The organism is Actinomyces capricornis (genome assembly GCF_019974135.1).
Classification (GTDB): Bacteria; Actinomycetota; Actinomycetes; order Actinomycetales; family Actinomycetaceae; genus Actinomyces; species Actinomyces capricornis.
Genome location: NZ_AP025017.1, coordinates 351,135 through 367,441 on the forward strand (window position 1 = coordinate 351,135; position 16,307 = coordinate 367,441).

The window sequence follows — 16,307 nt, forward strand, 5'->3', positions numbered from 1 at the left end:
GATCAGCCCCTCATCACGGGGCGCATCCGCGTCTTGATGGTCGATTCCGCATCCGTCCCACACCTGTTCGCAGCCGTTCAGAGGCGACTCAGTGGATCGTCAGTGCCAGCCCACTGGCCTTTGGGCTCCTGTAGCTCGGCGGCGATCTGCTCCAGGGGCAGCAGGTCGGCCTGCCCCAGCTGCTCGACGGCGCCACCGGGCTCATTGACGTAGATGTAGGCGGCGCTCACCCGCCCCGCCTCCACCCCCTGGGAGGCGGCCCAGGCGTGGACGTAGACGCTGAGCTGGTCCACCGGTACCCGGCGTCCCCCGGTCTTCCAGTCCACGATGAGCCACCGCCCGCCCCGGGCGTGCTCGAAGACGGCGTCCATGCGACAGCGCAGCGTCGTTCCGCCCACGCTCAGCTCGCGCTCCACCTCGGTGTCCACCAGGACGTAGTCGGCCAGGAGCGGGATGCTCTGGGCGGTCTCCAGCCAGCGCTCGATCCTGCTCCGATCCGGCTCGCTGAGGGTCTCGGGGATGCCCGCCTCCAGGAGGCTGAGCAGGGTCCCGCGGGCAGAGAGACGCTGGGCGATGGCCTCGTGGAAGACGGTGCCGAGCCTGCCTGCGGCGCGGGGCTGCGGTGGCAGTGGGCGGCGCAGGTCCAGGGCGAAGGCGGCGGGATCCTGGCGCAGGTCGTCCAGGCGGGTGGCGGCCAGGTGGGAGGGGATGCGCACGGTGCACGGCCGACTGGCGACCTGCTCGCGCTCGGCCAGGAGGAGGGCCGCCTCGCAGCGCCAGCGCGCCACCAGGGGGTCCTCCTCGGCCTCCCCCGACCGCCCCGGATCCCGCTCCCCCGCATCGGCCTGCCCCGCATCGCGGGCGCCGCCGGCCGGGAGCGCTCCCGCCTCCCCGGCGGGGGCGGATGCTGCAGGGGCGGCCGCAGTGGGAGAAGGCGCCGGGCCGGGCGGGCGGGACGCGCCGCCCTCCAGGCCCGGGAGCCCGGAGCGACCGGCCTGCGCCGCCTCCTCCATGGCGGCGCGCACGGACCGGGCCGCGGTGATCCTGGCCTGGGAGAGCCGGCGCTCCGGCCCCAGCAGTCGCTCCGGCTCCGGGGCCGCGCCCGGCCCCGGCTCTGGCAGTGGCGCCGTGCGCTTGGAGTCGGCGCCCGATGCGCCCGACCCCGCATCCGCTCCTGCGCCTGGCTCTCCAGCGGGCCCCGGGACGGGCCACCACCCGGTGCGCACCTCGTTGGCCAGGGGGTTGGTGGCCTGGGGGTCGGGCTCGAGCCACCCGGGCCCGTAGGCGGTGAGCATGCCGCGCCGGCGCAGCTCGTCGAGGAATCGGGAGGGCGGCTTGGGACTCTGGGAGGTCTTGGCCAGGTGGGAGCCGGTGAGCAGCACGTGGTGGCGGGCGCGGGTGATGGCCACGTAGGCCAGGCGCCGCTCCTCGGCGATGGTGTGGCGGCCCAGGGCCCGGGTGTACTGCCCCCACAGGTCCTTGACGGTGTCCTTGTCGGTGGCACCGGGCTCGAGGGCCCCCAGCTCGAAGGGGGGCAGGGTCTGGGCGTCGGCGCGCAGCGGGTGGGGGAAGCTCTCCTGGGAGGTCATCCACCCGCTCTCGGTCAGGACGAGGTCCTTGGGCGGGGTCCTGCGGTAGGAGGGGAAGCCGCCCTCGGTCATGCCGGCCACCACCACGGTGTCCCACTCCAGTCCCTTGGCGGCGTGGATGGTCAGCAGTTGGACGGCCCCGGGCTCGGGCTCGACCTGCGGGGCCTCCATGCCGTTCTCCCGCTCCTCGGCGGTCTCCAGCCAGGTGAGGAATCCTGCGAGGGTGGGGGCCTCGATGTCGGCGGCGTACTGCTGGGCGGTGGCGTGGAAGGCGTCCAGGGCGCGACGCCCCATGGGGTCGCCGAGGCGCGCCGCCAGCTCGATGTCCAGGCCCAGGGCCTGCTCGGCCAGGGCGAGCAGGTCGGGCAGGGGCAGGTGGAGCCCGGAGCGCACAGCGCGCAGCTGGCGCCCCAGTCGCAGGGCGATACTCCTGCCGGTGGGGCTCAGGCCCGGCACCGGTGCGGCCTCCTCCCCCTCACGCACGATCACCTCGAGGGCCTCGGAGAGCAGCGGGGCCTCGGCGGAGTGCTCCCCCGGGGCGGCGCGCGGGCCGGTGAGGAGCCCCCGCGCCAGGTGGTGGAGCGCAGCCAGATCAGCAGCCCCGATCCCGGCGCCGGTGAGCAGGCGCATGAGGCGGTCGCCGCGCTCGGGGTCGGCGGCCACGCCCAGCAGCGCGCGCAGGTCGGCGACCTCGGGGACGGCGAGCATGCCGCCCAGGCCCACGATGCTCACCGGCAGGCCCGCCTCCTGGAGGGCCTGGGCGATGGGTGGGAAGAGGCTGCGGGCGCGGCACAGCACCGCCATCTGCGCCTGGGGGCTCCAGCGCTCGTGGAGGAAGTCGGCGATGGTGCGGGCCTCCTGACGAGGGTCCTGGAGGTAGGCGGCGGCCATGAGCCCGGCCTGCGGAGCCTCGGCCCCTGCCTGCCCGGTTCCCGGCGCACCGGCCCCCGCGGCGTGCCCTGCCGCCTGGCTCCGTGCCGGCTCACTCCTCTCTGCCCGACTCTGCGCTGCCTGGCTTGTGACTGCTCCTGTGGCGCCCTCGTCCTGAGGACGGGGGCGCAGGGGCTCGACGGGGATGTGGGCGATAGGGCTGTCGCCCGGCTCGGGGGTGTGGTGGCGCAGGGGCGAGGACACGGCGTTGGCCGCCTGGAGGATCGCGGGGTCATTGCGCCAGGCGGTGGACAGGGGCAGGACCGGCGTCGTGCCACTGGTGGCGCCGGGGGCGCTGGCCGCGGGGTTGAAGCGGGCGTGGAAGGTGTCCAGGGCCCCGGCGCTGGCACCGCGCCACCCGTAGATGGCCTGGTGCGGGTCGCCGACGGCGGTGACCCCCGAGCCGGCGAAGAGCGCAGAGAGCAGGCGCAGCTGGGCCACAGAGGTGTCCTGGAACTCATCGAGCAGAACGGCCGGGTACTGGGCGCGCAGCTGGGCGCGGACCTCCTGGCTGCTCTCGGCGATGCGGCAGGCCAGGGAGATCTGGTCGCCGAAGTCGAGCAGGCCGTGGGAGCGCTTGTAGTCCCGATAGTCGATGGCGGCCTCCAGGGTGCCGTGCCACTGGCGCATGGTCTCAGGGGCCCTGCCCACCAGGGACTTGCATCCCCGGATGGCGGCGAGGCCCTCGAAGAGCCCGGCCAGGTCCTCCAGGTCGCGGGCGGCCTCCCCGGGCTCCAGGAGGTTCTCCGACAGTGCCGCGTCCAGTCGCAGGACGGCCTGGGTGGCGGCGCCCAGGGTCTCCAGGGGCAGTGGCTCGGTGCGGGCCTCGATGAGGGAGGAGGCGATCTGCCAGGCGCGGGCCTCGGTGATGAGGGTGGCGTCGGGATCGACGCCGATGCGCAGGCCGTGCTCGCGCACGATGGTCCCCGCGAAGGAGTTGTAGGTGGCGATGGTGGGCATCGCCGCCTCATCGGCCTGCGCGGGGGCGGCCATGAGGCCGGACTCGGCGAGCTGGGCCAGGCGGGTGGCCACGCGCTGGGCGAGCTCGGCGGTGGCCTTGCGGGTGAAGGTCAGGCCCAGCACCTGGTCGGGCCGCACGGCGCCGGTGGCCACGAGGTGGACGACGCGCTGGCTCATGGTGGCGGTCTTGCCCGATCCCGCGCCGGCGACGACGAGCAGGGGGGTCAGGGGGTGGGCGATGACGCGGGACTGCTCGGGGGTGGGGGACGGCAGGCCCAGGGCCGCAGCGATCCCCTCGGGACTCAGGGCGCCGTGGGACGCGGTGGCGGGCGCGGCGGACTCGGGGCTCATGCGACCACCCGCCTCCCCTCGGGCTGGAGCGGGCAGGAGTCCTTGAGGCGGCAGGTGCGGCAGTGGGGCCCGGTGCGGGCCTGCAGGAGGGGGCCGACGGCGTCCAGGGCGGCGCGCCCCACCAGGTCGCGCGCCCAGTCCTGACCGGAGTCCGGGTCGGGGCTGGGCGCCAGGGCGGCGCCCGGTGGGCTGATGACGGTCAGCCCATCGCGCTTGCCCGGCTCCTTGCCCAGCAGGACCAGGGCCCCTCCGACGACCTCGTAGCCGTGGGCCTCCAGGGCGAGGCGGTAGGTGGCCAGCTGGGGGTGGTGCGCGGCGTCGGGATGGGGCCTCTGACCGGTCTTGATATCGACCACGCGCACCGCTGCGGGGCGGCGCCCCTCATCGTCGACGGGGTCACGGGCGTCGAGGGCACCGCCGGGAGAGCCCTCGCCGACACCGTTGACGCCACCGTGCCGCGGCACGCCCATCGCGCTCTGAAGGCGCGTGGGGTCCTCGTTCTCGGCGCCCGTGCCCGCTGCGGCCTCCAGCCGGTCGATGCGGCCGGTGATGGTGACCGGGACCGTGGGCCCGGTGGCCTGCCACTGCCCGATCCCCCCAGCACCTCCCGGACCCGCAGGGCTCTGGGGGCCCTGGGAGCCCTCAGGCAGGGCGGCGCCCCGGGGCTCCTCGGGGCTGGACGCGCTGCCTGCGGGTATGGGCAGGTCCAGCTCGGCCCGGATGGGCACCTCGACCTCGGCGCCCCCGGGCACGCCCTGGAGGTAGGCCTCCAGGCGCTCGACCATGGCGCGGGCCCGCTGCGCGGCCTGGTCCCCCAGCCAGGTGCTGGGGTAGCCCAGGGTGGGCAGCTGGGCCTCGAAGGCCGCCATGAGGTCGGGGCCGCGCAGGTGCTCGCGCTCGGCGCGCTCGGCCAGCTGGTGGATGAGGCTGCCCAGGGCCTGGGCGCCGGTGGCGGGGCTGGAGCCGCCGTGGCGCTGGAGGAACCACCGCAGGGGGCAGTCGGTGATGGCCTCCACATCCGAGGGACTGATGCGGATCCTCTGGCCGGGGGCCACCAGGGGCTCCCGGCTGGAGGCACTGATGGCCCCGGCCCAGGTGTCGGGCGCGGCCCCGGGCGCCCCCCGCGCGGCCAGCGCGGCCAGCAGTCGGCCGGCCTCCTGGCCGCGGTGGCGCTCCTGGGCGCTGGCCCCGGGCAGGCTCGCCTGCACGGCGGCGCGCCGCAGCTCGCCGACCAGGCCGCGCAGGGTCAGGTCCCCCACGTCCTGGGCGGGCAGGATGGCGCCGTCCTCATCGAGGCCGAGGGTGCCGGTGGCCTGGGCGATCTGGGTGTGGAAGGAGGAGGGGACGTGGTCGGCGTCGGAGGTGGCGGTGACCAGGAGCCTCCGAGTGGCGCGGGTCAGGGAGGCCAGGAGCATGCGGCGCTCATCGGCGCGCACCTGGGCGCGGGCCAGGGCCGGATCGACCTGGCCCGCGCCGTCATGGGGCAGGCGCCCGGTGACGGCGTCGACGAGCAGGCCGGCGCGGGTCATGGAGTCGCGCAGCCGCAGGTCGGGCCAGGACTCGGCGTTGAGCCCCATGACGGCTACGACCTGCCACTGGCGGCCTGCGGCGGCGGCCGGGGTCATGACGCTCACGCCCACGGATCGGATGCCCTGAGGTGCGACGGAGTCGGAGGGCAGGATCTCGGCGGCCATCTCGGTGAGGAACCGAGAGGCGGGCGCACCGGGGTGGCGCTCGGCCCAGACCTCGGCGCGCTTGAACAGGGCGGTGACGACGTCGAGGTCGTGCTCGGCTGCCTCGGCCAGGGCGGGGGCGGCGACGTCGTCATCGGCGTGCAGGGCCAGGGCCCGCCAGGCCTCGGCCCGCCCGGAGGCCTCCCAGGCGGCCCACAGGAGCGATTCGATGTCGGCCTCGCCCCCGACCGCCTGTCTCAGGGCTGCCACGACGCGGGAGGCGCGCAGGACCAGGCCGGCCTGGAGCGCGATCGGCTCGCCGGCAACGGCCTCGCAGAAGGACTGGGCTCGGCGCGGGTCGGCCACCAGCCCCAGGAGCAGCTCCTCGGCGCCCGGCTCGCGGGCGGGCTCGCAGGTGTGCGGGCTGTGCTGGCCGGCGCGCAGGCGCCTGCGCAGGCGGCGCAGGTCCAGGGTGCTCAGGCCGATGAGGGGGCTGGTGAGCAGGTCCATGACCGGGCCGCGGTCGGGCAGCGGGCCGCCCTGGTCATCGAGCAGCACCGGCGAGCCGTGAACCGGCGCCCGGGCCGGCTCGGGCGGATCCGGCTGCGGCTCCGCCTGCGACTCGCCCGGGGGCACTGGCGGGGGCGCGATCGGACCAGCCGGCGGTTCGACCTGCCCGAGGCGGCCCGACAGCCCCGCCCCGACGACGTCGAGCAGGGCGGCCGCCGCGGGCTCGGCGCGCAGCAGCACCGCGGGGGTGTCCAGGGTGACCGGCACGCCGCGGCGTCGCAGCTCGCGGGCCACGGCGCCGGCCTGGGCCGCCGAGCGCACGATGACGGCCATCTGGCTCCAGGGCGTGGTGTGGTGGATGTGCTCCTCGCGCAGCATCCGGGCCACGTGCGCCACCTCCTGGGACGGGGAGCCGGCGACGACGGCACCCGCCCCCGAGGGCAGTGGGGGGCGATCCGGTCCCGCCCCGATGCCCTCGCCCAACGGCGCCGCACCGGCCGCGGCGCTGGAGGCGGGGGTAGTGGACCCGGCGGAGTCCGCGGATCCACTGGGGGTGGGCAGCGGGGCGTCGAGGGCGGCGTCGAGCTCGGGACGGCGGTGGGAGCCGGTCCCGGTGATCGGAAGCCGGGAGCTCTGGTCCTCCCAGAGGCGGGCCAGGGCCGGGTTGCCCCGGTGGCGGGTGGCCAGCACCAGGCGCTCGGCGTCCAGGCCCGAGCGGTCCTCGGCCTCGATGAGCAGGCTGGGCGTACCGCCGCGGAAGGTCTCGACCGCCACGTCGGGGTCGCCCAGCACCACCACCTGGGCGCGGTGCCCATCGGCGTCGGGGCGCGTGAGGGCCGCCAGGAGTCGCGCGGTGGCGGCCGTGCAGTCCTGGTAGTCATCGGCGATGACCAGGTCGGGGACCGGGCGCGGTGCCTCGACGGCGTCGACCTCCCAGGTGCCCAGGGCCTCGGCGGCCCGGTCCTGGAGGCGGGCGGTGTCCACCTTGCGCACCTGGGAGCGCCGATCGGCGGTGGGGCGCCCCTGGGCGTCCCAGCTGCGCAGGAGCTGGGAGGCGGGACCCCAGATGGGGACCTGGAGCCGGTCTCCCAGCTCGGCCAGCTCCTGGGCCCCCACCCCCAGCTCTCCGGCGCGGGCCAGCAGGTTGCGCAGCTCGGAGCGGAAGGCCCGCGAGGCCACCGTCTCGGGCGCCAGCCCCGGCCATGCCATGGGGTCGAGCACGGCGGCCAGGGCGGCGTCCTCCTCCGCGCCGGCCAGCAGCACCGGGGCGGGCAGGGGATCGGGGCGCCGGGTCAGGGAGGTGGTGAGGATGGTCAGGGCCAGGGCCGCGGGGGTGCGCACCCGCACGGTACCGTCCCCGTGGCCCTGTCCCAGCAGGTGGGCGGCCTGGGCGCGCAAGTGGTCGGCGCGCAGCCGGGTGGGGGCCAGCAGAACGGCATCACGGCCCGCGGCCACCGCCCGGGACAGCAGGCGCAGGGCCAGGGTGGTCTTACCCGTGCCCGAGGCCCCCAGGACCACGACATTGCCGTGCCCGGCCACCCGGTCCATGACGGCGCGGGCCCAGTGGTCCGGCGCGGGCAGGGCGGGCGGCGCCTGCGGTGCCAGGAGGCGGATCGGGGTGGTGTCCTGCGGCATGGGACCATCTCACCACGGCCCTGAGACATGAATGCGGCGCTGTTAGCGGATCGTCACCGGGCAGGGCCGGCTCAGCACCGGCTCAGCACCGCCGGCCCCGCAGGTGTCCGCGTGAGGCGAAAAGACCCGGCTGCGGCCCCCGCCCTCGGCCCCGGGCACCCGGGCCGGCCCTAGGATGTGGCCCAGCAGCAGTCGGCGGGCCCGTCCCCAGGCCCATGATGAAGGAGCACCATGCAGGTCACCATCGGAATCAAGCACTCCGCCCGTGAGCTCACCGTGGAGACCTCCTCCTCCCAGCAGGAGGTGCTGGAGGCGGTGAGGAACGCCGCCACCGAGTCGGTCGTCCTGGAGGATGACAAGGGCCGCAAGGTCTTCGTCCCCGCCGGCGCCTTGGCCTACATCGAGCTCGGCCAGGCCGAGCCGCGCCGCGTCGGCTTCGGCATCTGAGTTCCAGCGCGCTGTCCGCCACGACCTGACGCTGGGGGAGCTGCGCCTGCCGGGCCGCGCGCTCCTTCCCGCCGGCGCCGCCATCGGCGGACTCGTCGTCCCCGTGTGCCTCTTCCTGCTGGTGGCCGGTGGCGGTCCGAGCGCGCACGCATGGGGCACGGTCATCTCCACCGATACGGCCTTCGCCATCGGGATGCTCGCCCTCATCGGCCCCAAGGAGGCCCCGCGCCTCAAGCTCTTCCTCCTGGCCTTCGCCGTCATCGACGATATCAGCGCCCTGGTGGTCATCGCCGTGTTCTACGCCGAGTCGCTCAACCTGGTCGCCCTGGCCGTGGCGGGCCTGGGCCTCCTGGGCGTGTGGTACCTGCAGCGGGCCGGGGTCTGGCGGGTGCTGCCCTACCTGCTCCTGGGCATCGCGACCTGGTACGCCGTCTACCGCTCCGGGGTGCACGCCACCATCGCCGGGGTGCTCATCGCCCTGCTCATGCCCATCCATACGGTGCGCAGCCGCGACCTGGAGCGCACCAACGAGATCTTCCGGCTCTTCCGCCAGACCCCAGCCCCCGGGACCGCCATGGTGGCCCGGGAGGCGCTGGCCTTCTCCATCCCCCTCAACCGGCGCCCTGTCCGGCATGGGCTTCACCATCTCCCTGCTGGTGGCCGGTCTCGCCCTGGACGACGAAGCCCTGGCCGACCAGGCCCGGATCGGCGTCCTGTGCGCCTCCCTCATGGCCCTCGTCCTGGCCGCCGCGATCTTCCGCCTGGGCGACCGCTTCTGGCCCCTGCCCCGCCCGAGGGCGAGACGCTGCGGCGCCCCATCGACAGCCACTGCGACCACATCGTCGGCGATATCCACGCCCCGGTCACCCTCATCAACTACGCGGACATGACCTACGAGGGCCGCTGGCGGCTCATGGAGGCCCTCAAGGGGATGGCGCCCCTGGTGGAGAAGGGCAAGGTGCGCCTCGTGCTGCGCCATATGGCCTACACCCCCGAGGCCATCAACGCGGCCCTGGCCCTGGAGGCCGCCAACGAGCAGGGCAGGATCTGGCCGATGCACGACGCCCTGGCCGAGCTGCGCTGCGACGTCGACGACCACACCATCAGCCAGGCCGCCGCCAAGGCGGGGCTCGACGTCGACGAGCTGTGGTCGCGCATCACCAGCGAGACCGACGGGGCCAAGGTGACCGACGACGGCCTGGATGTCGAGGGGCTCCAGGAGGACGGCAGCCCCGTCGTCTACGTCAACGGCAGGCGCCTCCACGGGCTGCTCAACCGGTGGACCCTGACCGAGGCCGCCAACGAGGCCCTCGCCGAGGTGGACAGGACGACGGCCGACGGCGGCCCGCCCGCACCGCAGGCGGTCCACTGATCCGGCGAGCCGACGGCCAGGCGCCCCCTGCCCTGGCCCAGGAGCACAGACGGAGGGACGCTCACGGAGGGCCGTGACGCAGGTCTGTGAAAAGGTCTGTGAAGAAGTGGCATGGCAGACCCGACCCGGAGACGAAGCGGCCCGCTGAGCAGATCCACTGCTCGGCGGGCCGCCGCTGTGGGGAGCGAGCGCCTACTTCTCCGTGATGAGGACCGGGCCCAGCACGCTCTCCTGGGCGGCGGGATCTGCCTGGCCCCAGGAGTTGTTGCCCCACACCCAGGTGCCCTCGGCGGTCAGGGCCCACGTGTCATAGCCCGACGTGCCCAGTTCGATGGCGCCCTGGACCTCGGAGACCTGGGTGAGGCCGGAGGGCTCCTCGGCGACCGAGCCGGTGACCTGGCCGTAGCGGTTCGAGCCGAAGCAGAACACCGAGGAGTCCACCAGGGCGCAGGTGTGCTCATTGCCGGAGACGACCTGGTCGGGGGCAGCGGGCAGGCGCCCCACCTCAGTCGCCTCGGTCACGGCGTCACCGGGAGTGGTACCGAGCTGGCCGAGGTCATTGGCGCCCCAGCTGTACACGACTCCCCCCTCATCGACGGCGACGGCGAAGCCCCGCCCCACGCTCAGGGCCGAGACCTTGACCGTCTCCAGTCCGGCGACGGCGGCGGGGGCCACCGTCTTGCCCTCCAGGTCGGCGCCCCAGCAGGTCACGCCCACCCCGGGCGAGGAGCACACGTAGGAGCCGTCACCCGAGCGCAGGCCTGCGCTCGACGCGGGCTCGGAGATCGCCTCGGCCTCGGGGCTGGAGGTGGCGGGCTGCACGCCGGGGGCGAAGACCCGGCCGAGGATCACTCCCCCACCCACGAGCGCGCACACGGCCGCCACGGAGAGCAGGACCCGCCCCATCACCCGCCTGCGCGGCGGCTGGGGACTCCACAGGAAGTCTCCCGAGCCACCCGGACTCGCGGGGGCCGCGAATCCGGCACCGCCGCCCCCGGCGGGGGCGTGCGGAGCCGAGGCGGGGCCTGCCGCAGGCGCGGATGGCCAGCCCTGCGGTGCGCCCCCACCAGGGGGATGGTTGCCCACCGTCATACCGGTGCCGTCGTTACTGTCCATCGATGACGTGACTTCTTCTCGGCGCGCTGCGCGGATCCGCGAGTCAGCCCTTGCGGCGGCGCGTCATGAGCACGGCGCCTCCGAAGCCGACCAGGCTCATGGCCGCCACGGCCGCTCCGGTCGTCGCGGGACCGGTCTCCGCCAGCGCCGTGGTACGCCCCTGCGAGGCAGCCTGCTGCGATCCTGCGGCCTGCTGGCCACCGGGAGCACCGGCCTCCGACTGCTGGGAGGGCGCGGAACCCATCTGGCTCCGGGAGCCACTGACGGCAGCGGAGTCCGGGTTCTCAGGCAGCTGCTGGGCGGACTGCCCGGCGCTCCCACCGGCACTGCTACGACCGGCGCCCTCGGAGGCGGGGCCGGGCTCAGCCGGTGCGGGGGACTCGGGCTGCCCCCCTGCCTGCCCGCCGTCGGCGGGGTGCTGGTTCTGGTCGCCACCGTCAGCGGGGGGCTGGTTCTGGTCGCCACCGTCAGCGGGGGGCTGGTTCTGGTCACCGCCGTCAGCGGGGGGCTGGTTCTGGTCACCGCCGTCAGCGGGGGGCTGGTTCTGGTCACCGCCGTCAGCGGGGGGCTGGTTCTGGTCACCGCCGTCGGCCGGGGGCTGGTTCTGGTCACCGCCGTCGGCCGGGGGCTGGTTCTGGTCACCGCCGTCAGCGGGGGGCTGGTTCTGGTCACCGCCGTCGGCCGGGGGCTGGTTCTGGTCACCGCCGTCAGCGGGGGGCTGGTTCTGGTCACCGCCGTCGGCCGGGGGCTGCTGGCCAGGGTCGGGCTGGCCGGGATCGGGCTGGGCGGGATCGGGCTGGGCGGGGCCCGGAGCGGGCTTATTGTCCCCAGGCGCGGGCTCCTTGGGCGCGGGCTCGGCAGGGGCCGGCTCGGCAGGAGCGGGCTCAGCTGCCGGCTGCACAGCGGCGTCGGCGGCGACAACGGGCGGCTGGTCGTCCGCCGGTGCGCCGGCCTCGTCAGCCATGGACACGGCGGCAGGCGCCACCGTGAGCGCCACCGCCGCGGACGCGGTCATCCACAAGCGTCGCTTCATGGGCCTCATAGTCTTCCTCTCAGAGGGGTGGGGACGGAGACTCATCGCTCTCCGCGGCAGGACGGGAAGCCCGCCGCCGTCACAATACCGATACCCGGGCCGCCAGGGCCACCATTCGGGGATGTGTCCCCGCCTCAGGCCCCGATGTGCGCCACGCCTCATGAGGCTATGACCATCTCACGTCGGAGGCACCACCGCCGGCCCCGGCCCGCCGCTCGGCCCACTGCCGCAGCCATGCGAGCGATCATGCAAGAGGACCCGATCCCTCATGGGGATCGGGTCCTCTCACTCTCGTAGCGGGGACAGGATTCGAACCTGCGACCTCCGGGTTATGAGCCCGGCGAGCTACCGAACTGCTCCACCCCGCGTCGGCCTGAGCAACACTACTCCCCGTCCGCCCGCAGAGCAAACGGCCGGGACGTGCCCTTGCTCACCTGCTGCTCTGCCGTCCCCTACCGCCGCCCATCGAGCATCCCCGGACCAGTGCCGAGGACGACGCGGGGCGCCGCAGCGCTCCACGCGCCCCGGCGCCCCGCGCCAGCCGGATCCCCTCAGGGGCATCACCCCCGAGGAGCCTGCCCGCTCAGCCCTGGCCGTCGAGCCTCTTCTTGGCCTCGACCGCGCGCGAGACCGCATCACTGAGCCGGTTCTGAGCCTCGCCGTAGGCGGCCCAGTCCCCCTTGTCCAGCGCCGCATCGGCGTCGGTCATCGCCGTCTGGGCATCGCTGAGCGCTTGATCCAGCTCGGCCTGCGGATCGCCGGTGGCCGGGGCCTGCGGGCTCGGCGAGGCGCTGGGGGCCTGCGTGGCCGGGGCACTGGGAGTGGCCGACGGCGCCGCCTCCTGCCCGCCGCCGGCGGTCGGATCGGATCCGTCAGTGGCCTCATTGGTGTCATTGGCCGCAGCCGCATCACCATCGACCGCCTCCTCACCGGTGGTCGCCCCGGAGTCGCCCCCGAAGACCTGGTCCAGCGCCCCCGACAGGGTGTCGGCGAAGCCGACCTTGTCACCGAAGGACACCAGGACCTTGCGCAGCAGCGGGTACTGCGTGCCCGCGGAGGACTGGACGTAGACGGGCTGGACGTAGAGCAGCCCCCCGCCCACGGGGAGGGTGAGCAGATTGCCCTTGATCACCTCCGAGCCCTGCTGGGAGAGCAGGTTGAGGGTCTGGGAGACCTCCGGGTCGGAGTCGAAGATGTTCTGCACCTGCCCGGGTCCCGAGACGTTGGAGGAGCGCGGCAGCTCCAGGAGCCTGAGCTTCCCGTAGCCGGGATTGCGCTCGCCCGGCTTGCCCGTGGCCGTCTCGGAGTCCACCGCGAGGAACCCGGTGAGCACGTTGCGGTCCGTGTTGCCCCCGATGATGTAGACGCTGGACAGGGAGAAGCTCGCCTGGTCCTGCCCCGGCATCTTCAGGGTCAGGTAGTAGGGCGCCTGCTGATCCGCCTCCTGGGTGGTCGGGTCGTCGGGCACCTTCCAGAAGTCGCCTCCGGAGTAGAACTCAGCGGCGTCGTTGACGTGGTAGCTGGCCATGATGGTGCGCTGGACCTTGAACAGGTCCTCCGGGTAGCGCATGTGGGCCATGAGATCGGCGCTCATCTGGGTCATCGGGGTGACCGACCCGGGGAACACCGAGCTCCAGGCCTTGAGGATCGGGTCCTTGTCGTCCCACTCGTAGAGCTTGACCGACCCGTCGTAGGCGTCCACGACGGCCTTGACCGAGTTGCGCACGTAGTTGGACTCCTCGGGCGCGCTGAGCAGGGAGGAGTCCGAGCCGGCGGCCGCGGTGGTCTCCTCCAGCGACTCGTGCTGGGAGTAGGGGTAGTTGTTGGTGGTGGTGTACCCGTCCAGGATCCACACCACGCGCTTGGGGGTGGAGGGATCGTCGTCGTCGTCGACGACGGCCGGGTAGGGGCTGCCGTCCAGGGTCAGCCAGGGCGCCACCTTGGCCACGCGCTGGGCGGGGTCGCGGTCGTAGAGGATCTGGGAGCCCTCGCGCACCTCCTGGGAGAACAGGATGTTGGCCTCCTGGAACTTCACCGCGTACAGGAGGCGGTTGAAGGGGTTGGAGACGCTGGGCCCGCCACTGCCCGAGAAGGTGGTGTTGACCTGGCCGGTGGAGGACTCGTCATCGGGGTAGTCCAGCTCGCGGGGCTTGCCGCCGTCGTCACCGCCCACGATGGAGTAGGAGGGCGAGGCCTGGCCGAAGTAGATCCTCGGCTCGTAGTCGCCCAGGTCGCCGCTGGAGGGGATCCCTCCCTCCCAGAAGGAGGGGTAGCCGCCGCTGGCCACGGTGTTGCCGTAGGCGGTGACCACGCCGTAGCCGTGGGTGTAGACGGTGTGCTCGTTGACCCAGGTGCGCTGCCCCTGGCCCAGCCCATTGACGTTGAGCTCGCGCACGGCGATGACCGTGTCGCGGCTGGCGGAGTCCACCGTGTAGCGGTCGACATTGAGGGACTCGGGGAAGGAGTAGTACTGCTTGTTCTGCTGGAGCTGCTGGAAGGTCGGGGAGACCAGTCCCGGGTCCAGCAGGCGGATGGAGGCCGTGGACTCCGCGTCGGACTGGAGCTGGCCGGCCTCGGCGGTGGTGGCGGCGTCGTAGGCGGTGGTCTCGATGCCGTCCAGCCCGTAGGCGGCCAGGGTGGCGTCGATATTGCGCTGGATGTACTGGGCCTCCTCGCGCTGGGCATTGGGGTCGACGACGAACTTCTGGATGACCGCCGGGTAGGCGGTGCCCACCAGCAGGGCCGAGACCACCATGACGGCCACGCCGGTGACCGGCAGGCGCCAGGAGGTCGAGCGCACCGAGGCCACGAAGAGCACCGCCACCGCCACGGTGATGGCCGCCAGGATCGCATTGGCGGGGATGGATGCGTTGACGTCGGTGTAGCCGGCCCCGTCGAACTTGGAGTTGGAGGCGTGCAGGGCGGTATAGCGCTCCAGCCAATAGCGCACGGCCCGCAGCAGCGCGTAGAGGGTGAGGAAGACCGTCAGGTGGATGCGGGCGGCCCGGGTGAAATGCGGTGTGCGGGTCACCGAGATGCCCCCATAGAGGTAGTGGACCGCCACGGAGACCAGCCCGGAGAAGACCACCACATTGGACAGGTAGCTCAGCGCGATGGTCAGGGCGGGCAGGATGAAGACGTAGAAGGACACGTCGATGCCGAACTGCGGGTCCTTGACCCCGAAGGGCTCGGAGTTGAGCGCCAGCACCATCTGCTGCCAGTTGGGCGCCAACTCCCAGGCGGCGCTGGTCAGGCCCAGCACCGCGGGCAGTCCCCAGGTCAGGGGGCGGCGCAGCGGCTCGATCGCCGTGCGGTAGGCCTCCAGGTTCCGGGAGGCCTCATCGCCGGGCACGTGGATCTCCCGGGCCTGGTAGGCCCGCGAGATCGCGGTGAACACCGCGCCGAACATGAGCGCGAAGCCCACGACGAACAGCACGCCGGCCGCGATCCACCGCGTCCACACGATGCGCGCGAAGCCCAGCTGGCCGTACCACAGCACCTCCGTCCAGGTCTGGGAGGCGAACAGGGCCAGGCCTCCCAGCACGGCCAGGATGAGGACCGTCAGGGCCAGCGGGCTGGGACGGCGGCCCTCGCCGGCCCCGGGCCGGCCGGCCCCGCGGGGTCGGCGCGGGGGTCGTCCTCCCCCACGGCCGCCGGGCCCGCCGCGACCGGCCGTGGCGCCCGGTACCCGCATCCCGAAGCTCCTCCTGCCCTGCCTCGCCCCGGAGGAGGCCTTCTCCGCGGAGGCGTCCTCGGGCTTGTCTGTGGACTCGTCGTCGGGCCGGTTGCTCACGATCACGCTCCGTCGCTGGCTGGGTCATGACTCATACCGGCCCGGGAGGCCGGTCGGGCCCATCGTCCCACAGTCACCCACCGCACTGGCAATCCTCGCACGACCCCACCCGTCCGACGGCGAGGCCCCGCCCCGCAGGCGCCCCGCGCCGGCTCGGCCGGGCCGTACGGCCATACGGCCCGGCCACGCCCGGCCGGGCTGCGCTCTTGGCCCACGGCGGCGGACTTGGGACGATGGGGGCATGAGCGATGACATCGATCAGCAGCAGGTGGCGGACGCGCAGGCGGGCGGCCCGACGGCGGTGCCCCTCCCCCCTCGGGCCCAGGCCCTCATCCGGGCGGTGGTGGAGACCGAGGCTCATGTGGCCCTTGAGGGCTGGGACGCCCCGGCCAGGGTCTTCGCCCTGGTGCGCACTGCGGCGGCGCTGGCCATCGATCCGGACCTGGCCGAGCTGCTCGACCAGGAGACCCTGGACCTGGCGCGCACCGACCCCGAGCTGCTGACGGTGGTGGAGCAGGAGGACCTTCCCGCGGCCGGCGACCTGGAGGAGCTGCTGGACCAGATCGCCTGGCCCGACAGCGTCGACGGCGCCGTCATCAGTGCCGAGCGCGTCATGCTGCCCCCGCAGGCCCAGCAGGAGGCCGAGGCCATCGACGACCCCCACGAGCTCCAGGCGTTCCTGGCCTCCCGCAGCGACCGGGAGGACATCCGCATCGTGGTGGGGGTGCTGCGCAGTGGGGAGTCCTGGTGCGCCCTGCGCTCGCGCAGCCATGACTCCCCCGGCGAGGTCTACCAGGGCACCCTGCTGGTTCCCGGCCTCGTCGAGGCCCTCGGCGCGACCTTCCTCTAGAGGCACCTCCCGGGGAGGTGGTGATGCCGAGCCGCCGGCGCAACCGCG

At 73.9% G+C, this 16,307-nt stretch carries 9 protein-coding genes, 1 tRNA gene and 1 pseudogene; 5 read left to right on the top strand and 6 right to left on the bottom strand.

The genetic code is table 11. The features are described from left to right. Positions 1 to 77: 77 nt before the first annotated feature. Positions 78 to 3,830: an ATP-dependent helicase gene (locus MANAM107_RS01475; RefSeq protein ID WP_223910215.1), complete on the bottom strand. Its 3,753-nt coding sequence runs from the start codon at positions 3,828 to 3,830 to the stop codon at positions 78 to 80. Beyond that, positions 3,827 to 7,648, bottom strand: a complete 3,822-nt coding sequence (locus tag MANAM107_RS01480) for a UrvD/REP family ATP-dependent DNA helicase (protein WP_223910218.1) — start codon at positions 7,646 to 7,648, stop codon at positions 3,827 to 3,829. The genes MANAM107_RS01475 and MANAM107_RS01480 overlap by 4 nt, the downstream gene beginning before the upstream one ends. Positions 7,649 to 7,879: 231 nt before the next feature. On the opposite strand from MANAM107_RS01480, the gene MANAM107_RS01485 reads away from it, so the two are divergent. The 4 genes and pseudogenes from MANAM107_RS01485 to MANAM107_RS01500 all read left to right on the top strand — a co-directional run bounded on the left by MANAM107_RS01485 (position 7,880) and on the right by MANAM107_RS01500 (position 9,467). After that, complete coding sequence (locus MANAM107_RS01485; RefSeq protein ID WP_179900221.1) at positions 7,880 to 8,095, top strand: DUF3107 domain-containing protein; 216 nt, start codon at positions 7,880 to 7,882, stop codon at positions 8,093 to 8,095. Further along, positions 8,001 to 8,549: pseudogene (locus MANAM107_RS01490) on the top strand (Na+/H+ antiporter NhaA); the annotation flags it as partial. The gene MANAM107_RS01485 and the pseudogene MANAM107_RS01490, both read left to right, overlap by 95 nt. A gap of 178 nt (positions 8,550 to 8,727) precedes the next feature. Next, positions 8,728 to 8,985 (top strand): Na+/H+ antiporter NhaA, encoded by a 258-nt coding sequence (locus MANAM107_RS01495; RefSeq protein WP_263421940.1) that lies wholly within the window; start codon positions 8,728 to 8,730, stop codon positions 8,983 to 8,985. Then, positions 8,982 to 9,467 carry a DsbA family protein gene (locus MANAM107_RS01500; RefSeq protein WP_263421941.1) on the top strand — a complete coding sequence of 162 codons (486 nt, stop codon included), beginning with the start codon at positions 8,982 to 8,984 and terminating at the stop codon, positions 9,465 to 9,467. The genes MANAM107_RS01495 and MANAM107_RS01500 overlap by 4 nt, the downstream gene beginning before the upstream one ends. A 192-nt stretch (positions 9,468 to 9,659) precedes the next feature. Here MANAM107_RS01500 and MANAM107_RS01505 read toward each other — a convergent pair whose 3' ends face one another. The 4 genes from MANAM107_RS01505 to MANAM107_RS01520 form a co-directional block, all read right to left on the bottom strand. Then, on the bottom strand, positions 9,660 to 10,583 hold the full coding sequence (locus MANAM107_RS01505; RefSeq protein WP_179900220.1) for an RCC1 domain-containing protein: 924 nt from the start codon (positions 10,581 to 10,583) through the stop codon (positions 9,660 to 9,662). Positions 10,584 to 10,626: 43 nt separating this feature from the next. Continuing rightward, entirely contained in the window at positions 10,627 to 11,616 is a 990-nt protein-coding gene (locus MANAM107_RS01510; RefSeq protein ID WP_223910221.1) for a hypothetical protein, read from the bottom strand. Between the two features lie 294 nt (positions 11,617 to 11,910). Beyond that, positions 11,911 to 11,984, bottom strand: a tRNA-Met gene (locus MANAM107_RS01515). A gap of 215 nt (positions 11,985 to 12,199) precedes the next feature. Next, a complete protein-coding gene (locus tag MANAM107_RS01520; protein ID WP_223910224.1) occupies positions 12,200 to 15,409 on the bottom strand; it encodes a UPF0182 family membrane protein in 3,210 nt (1,069 codons plus the stop codon). A gap of 241 nt (positions 15,410 to 15,650) precedes the next feature. Here MANAM107_RS01520 and MANAM107_RS01525 point away from each other — a divergent pair, with 241 nt between their 5' ends. Further along, positions 15,651 to 16,259 (top strand): PPA1309 family protein, encoded by a 609-nt coding sequence (locus tag MANAM107_RS01525; protein ID WP_223910227.1) that lies wholly within the window; start codon positions 15,651 to 15,653, stop codon positions 16,257 to 16,259. Positions 16,260 to 16,307: the final 48 nt, after the last annotated feature.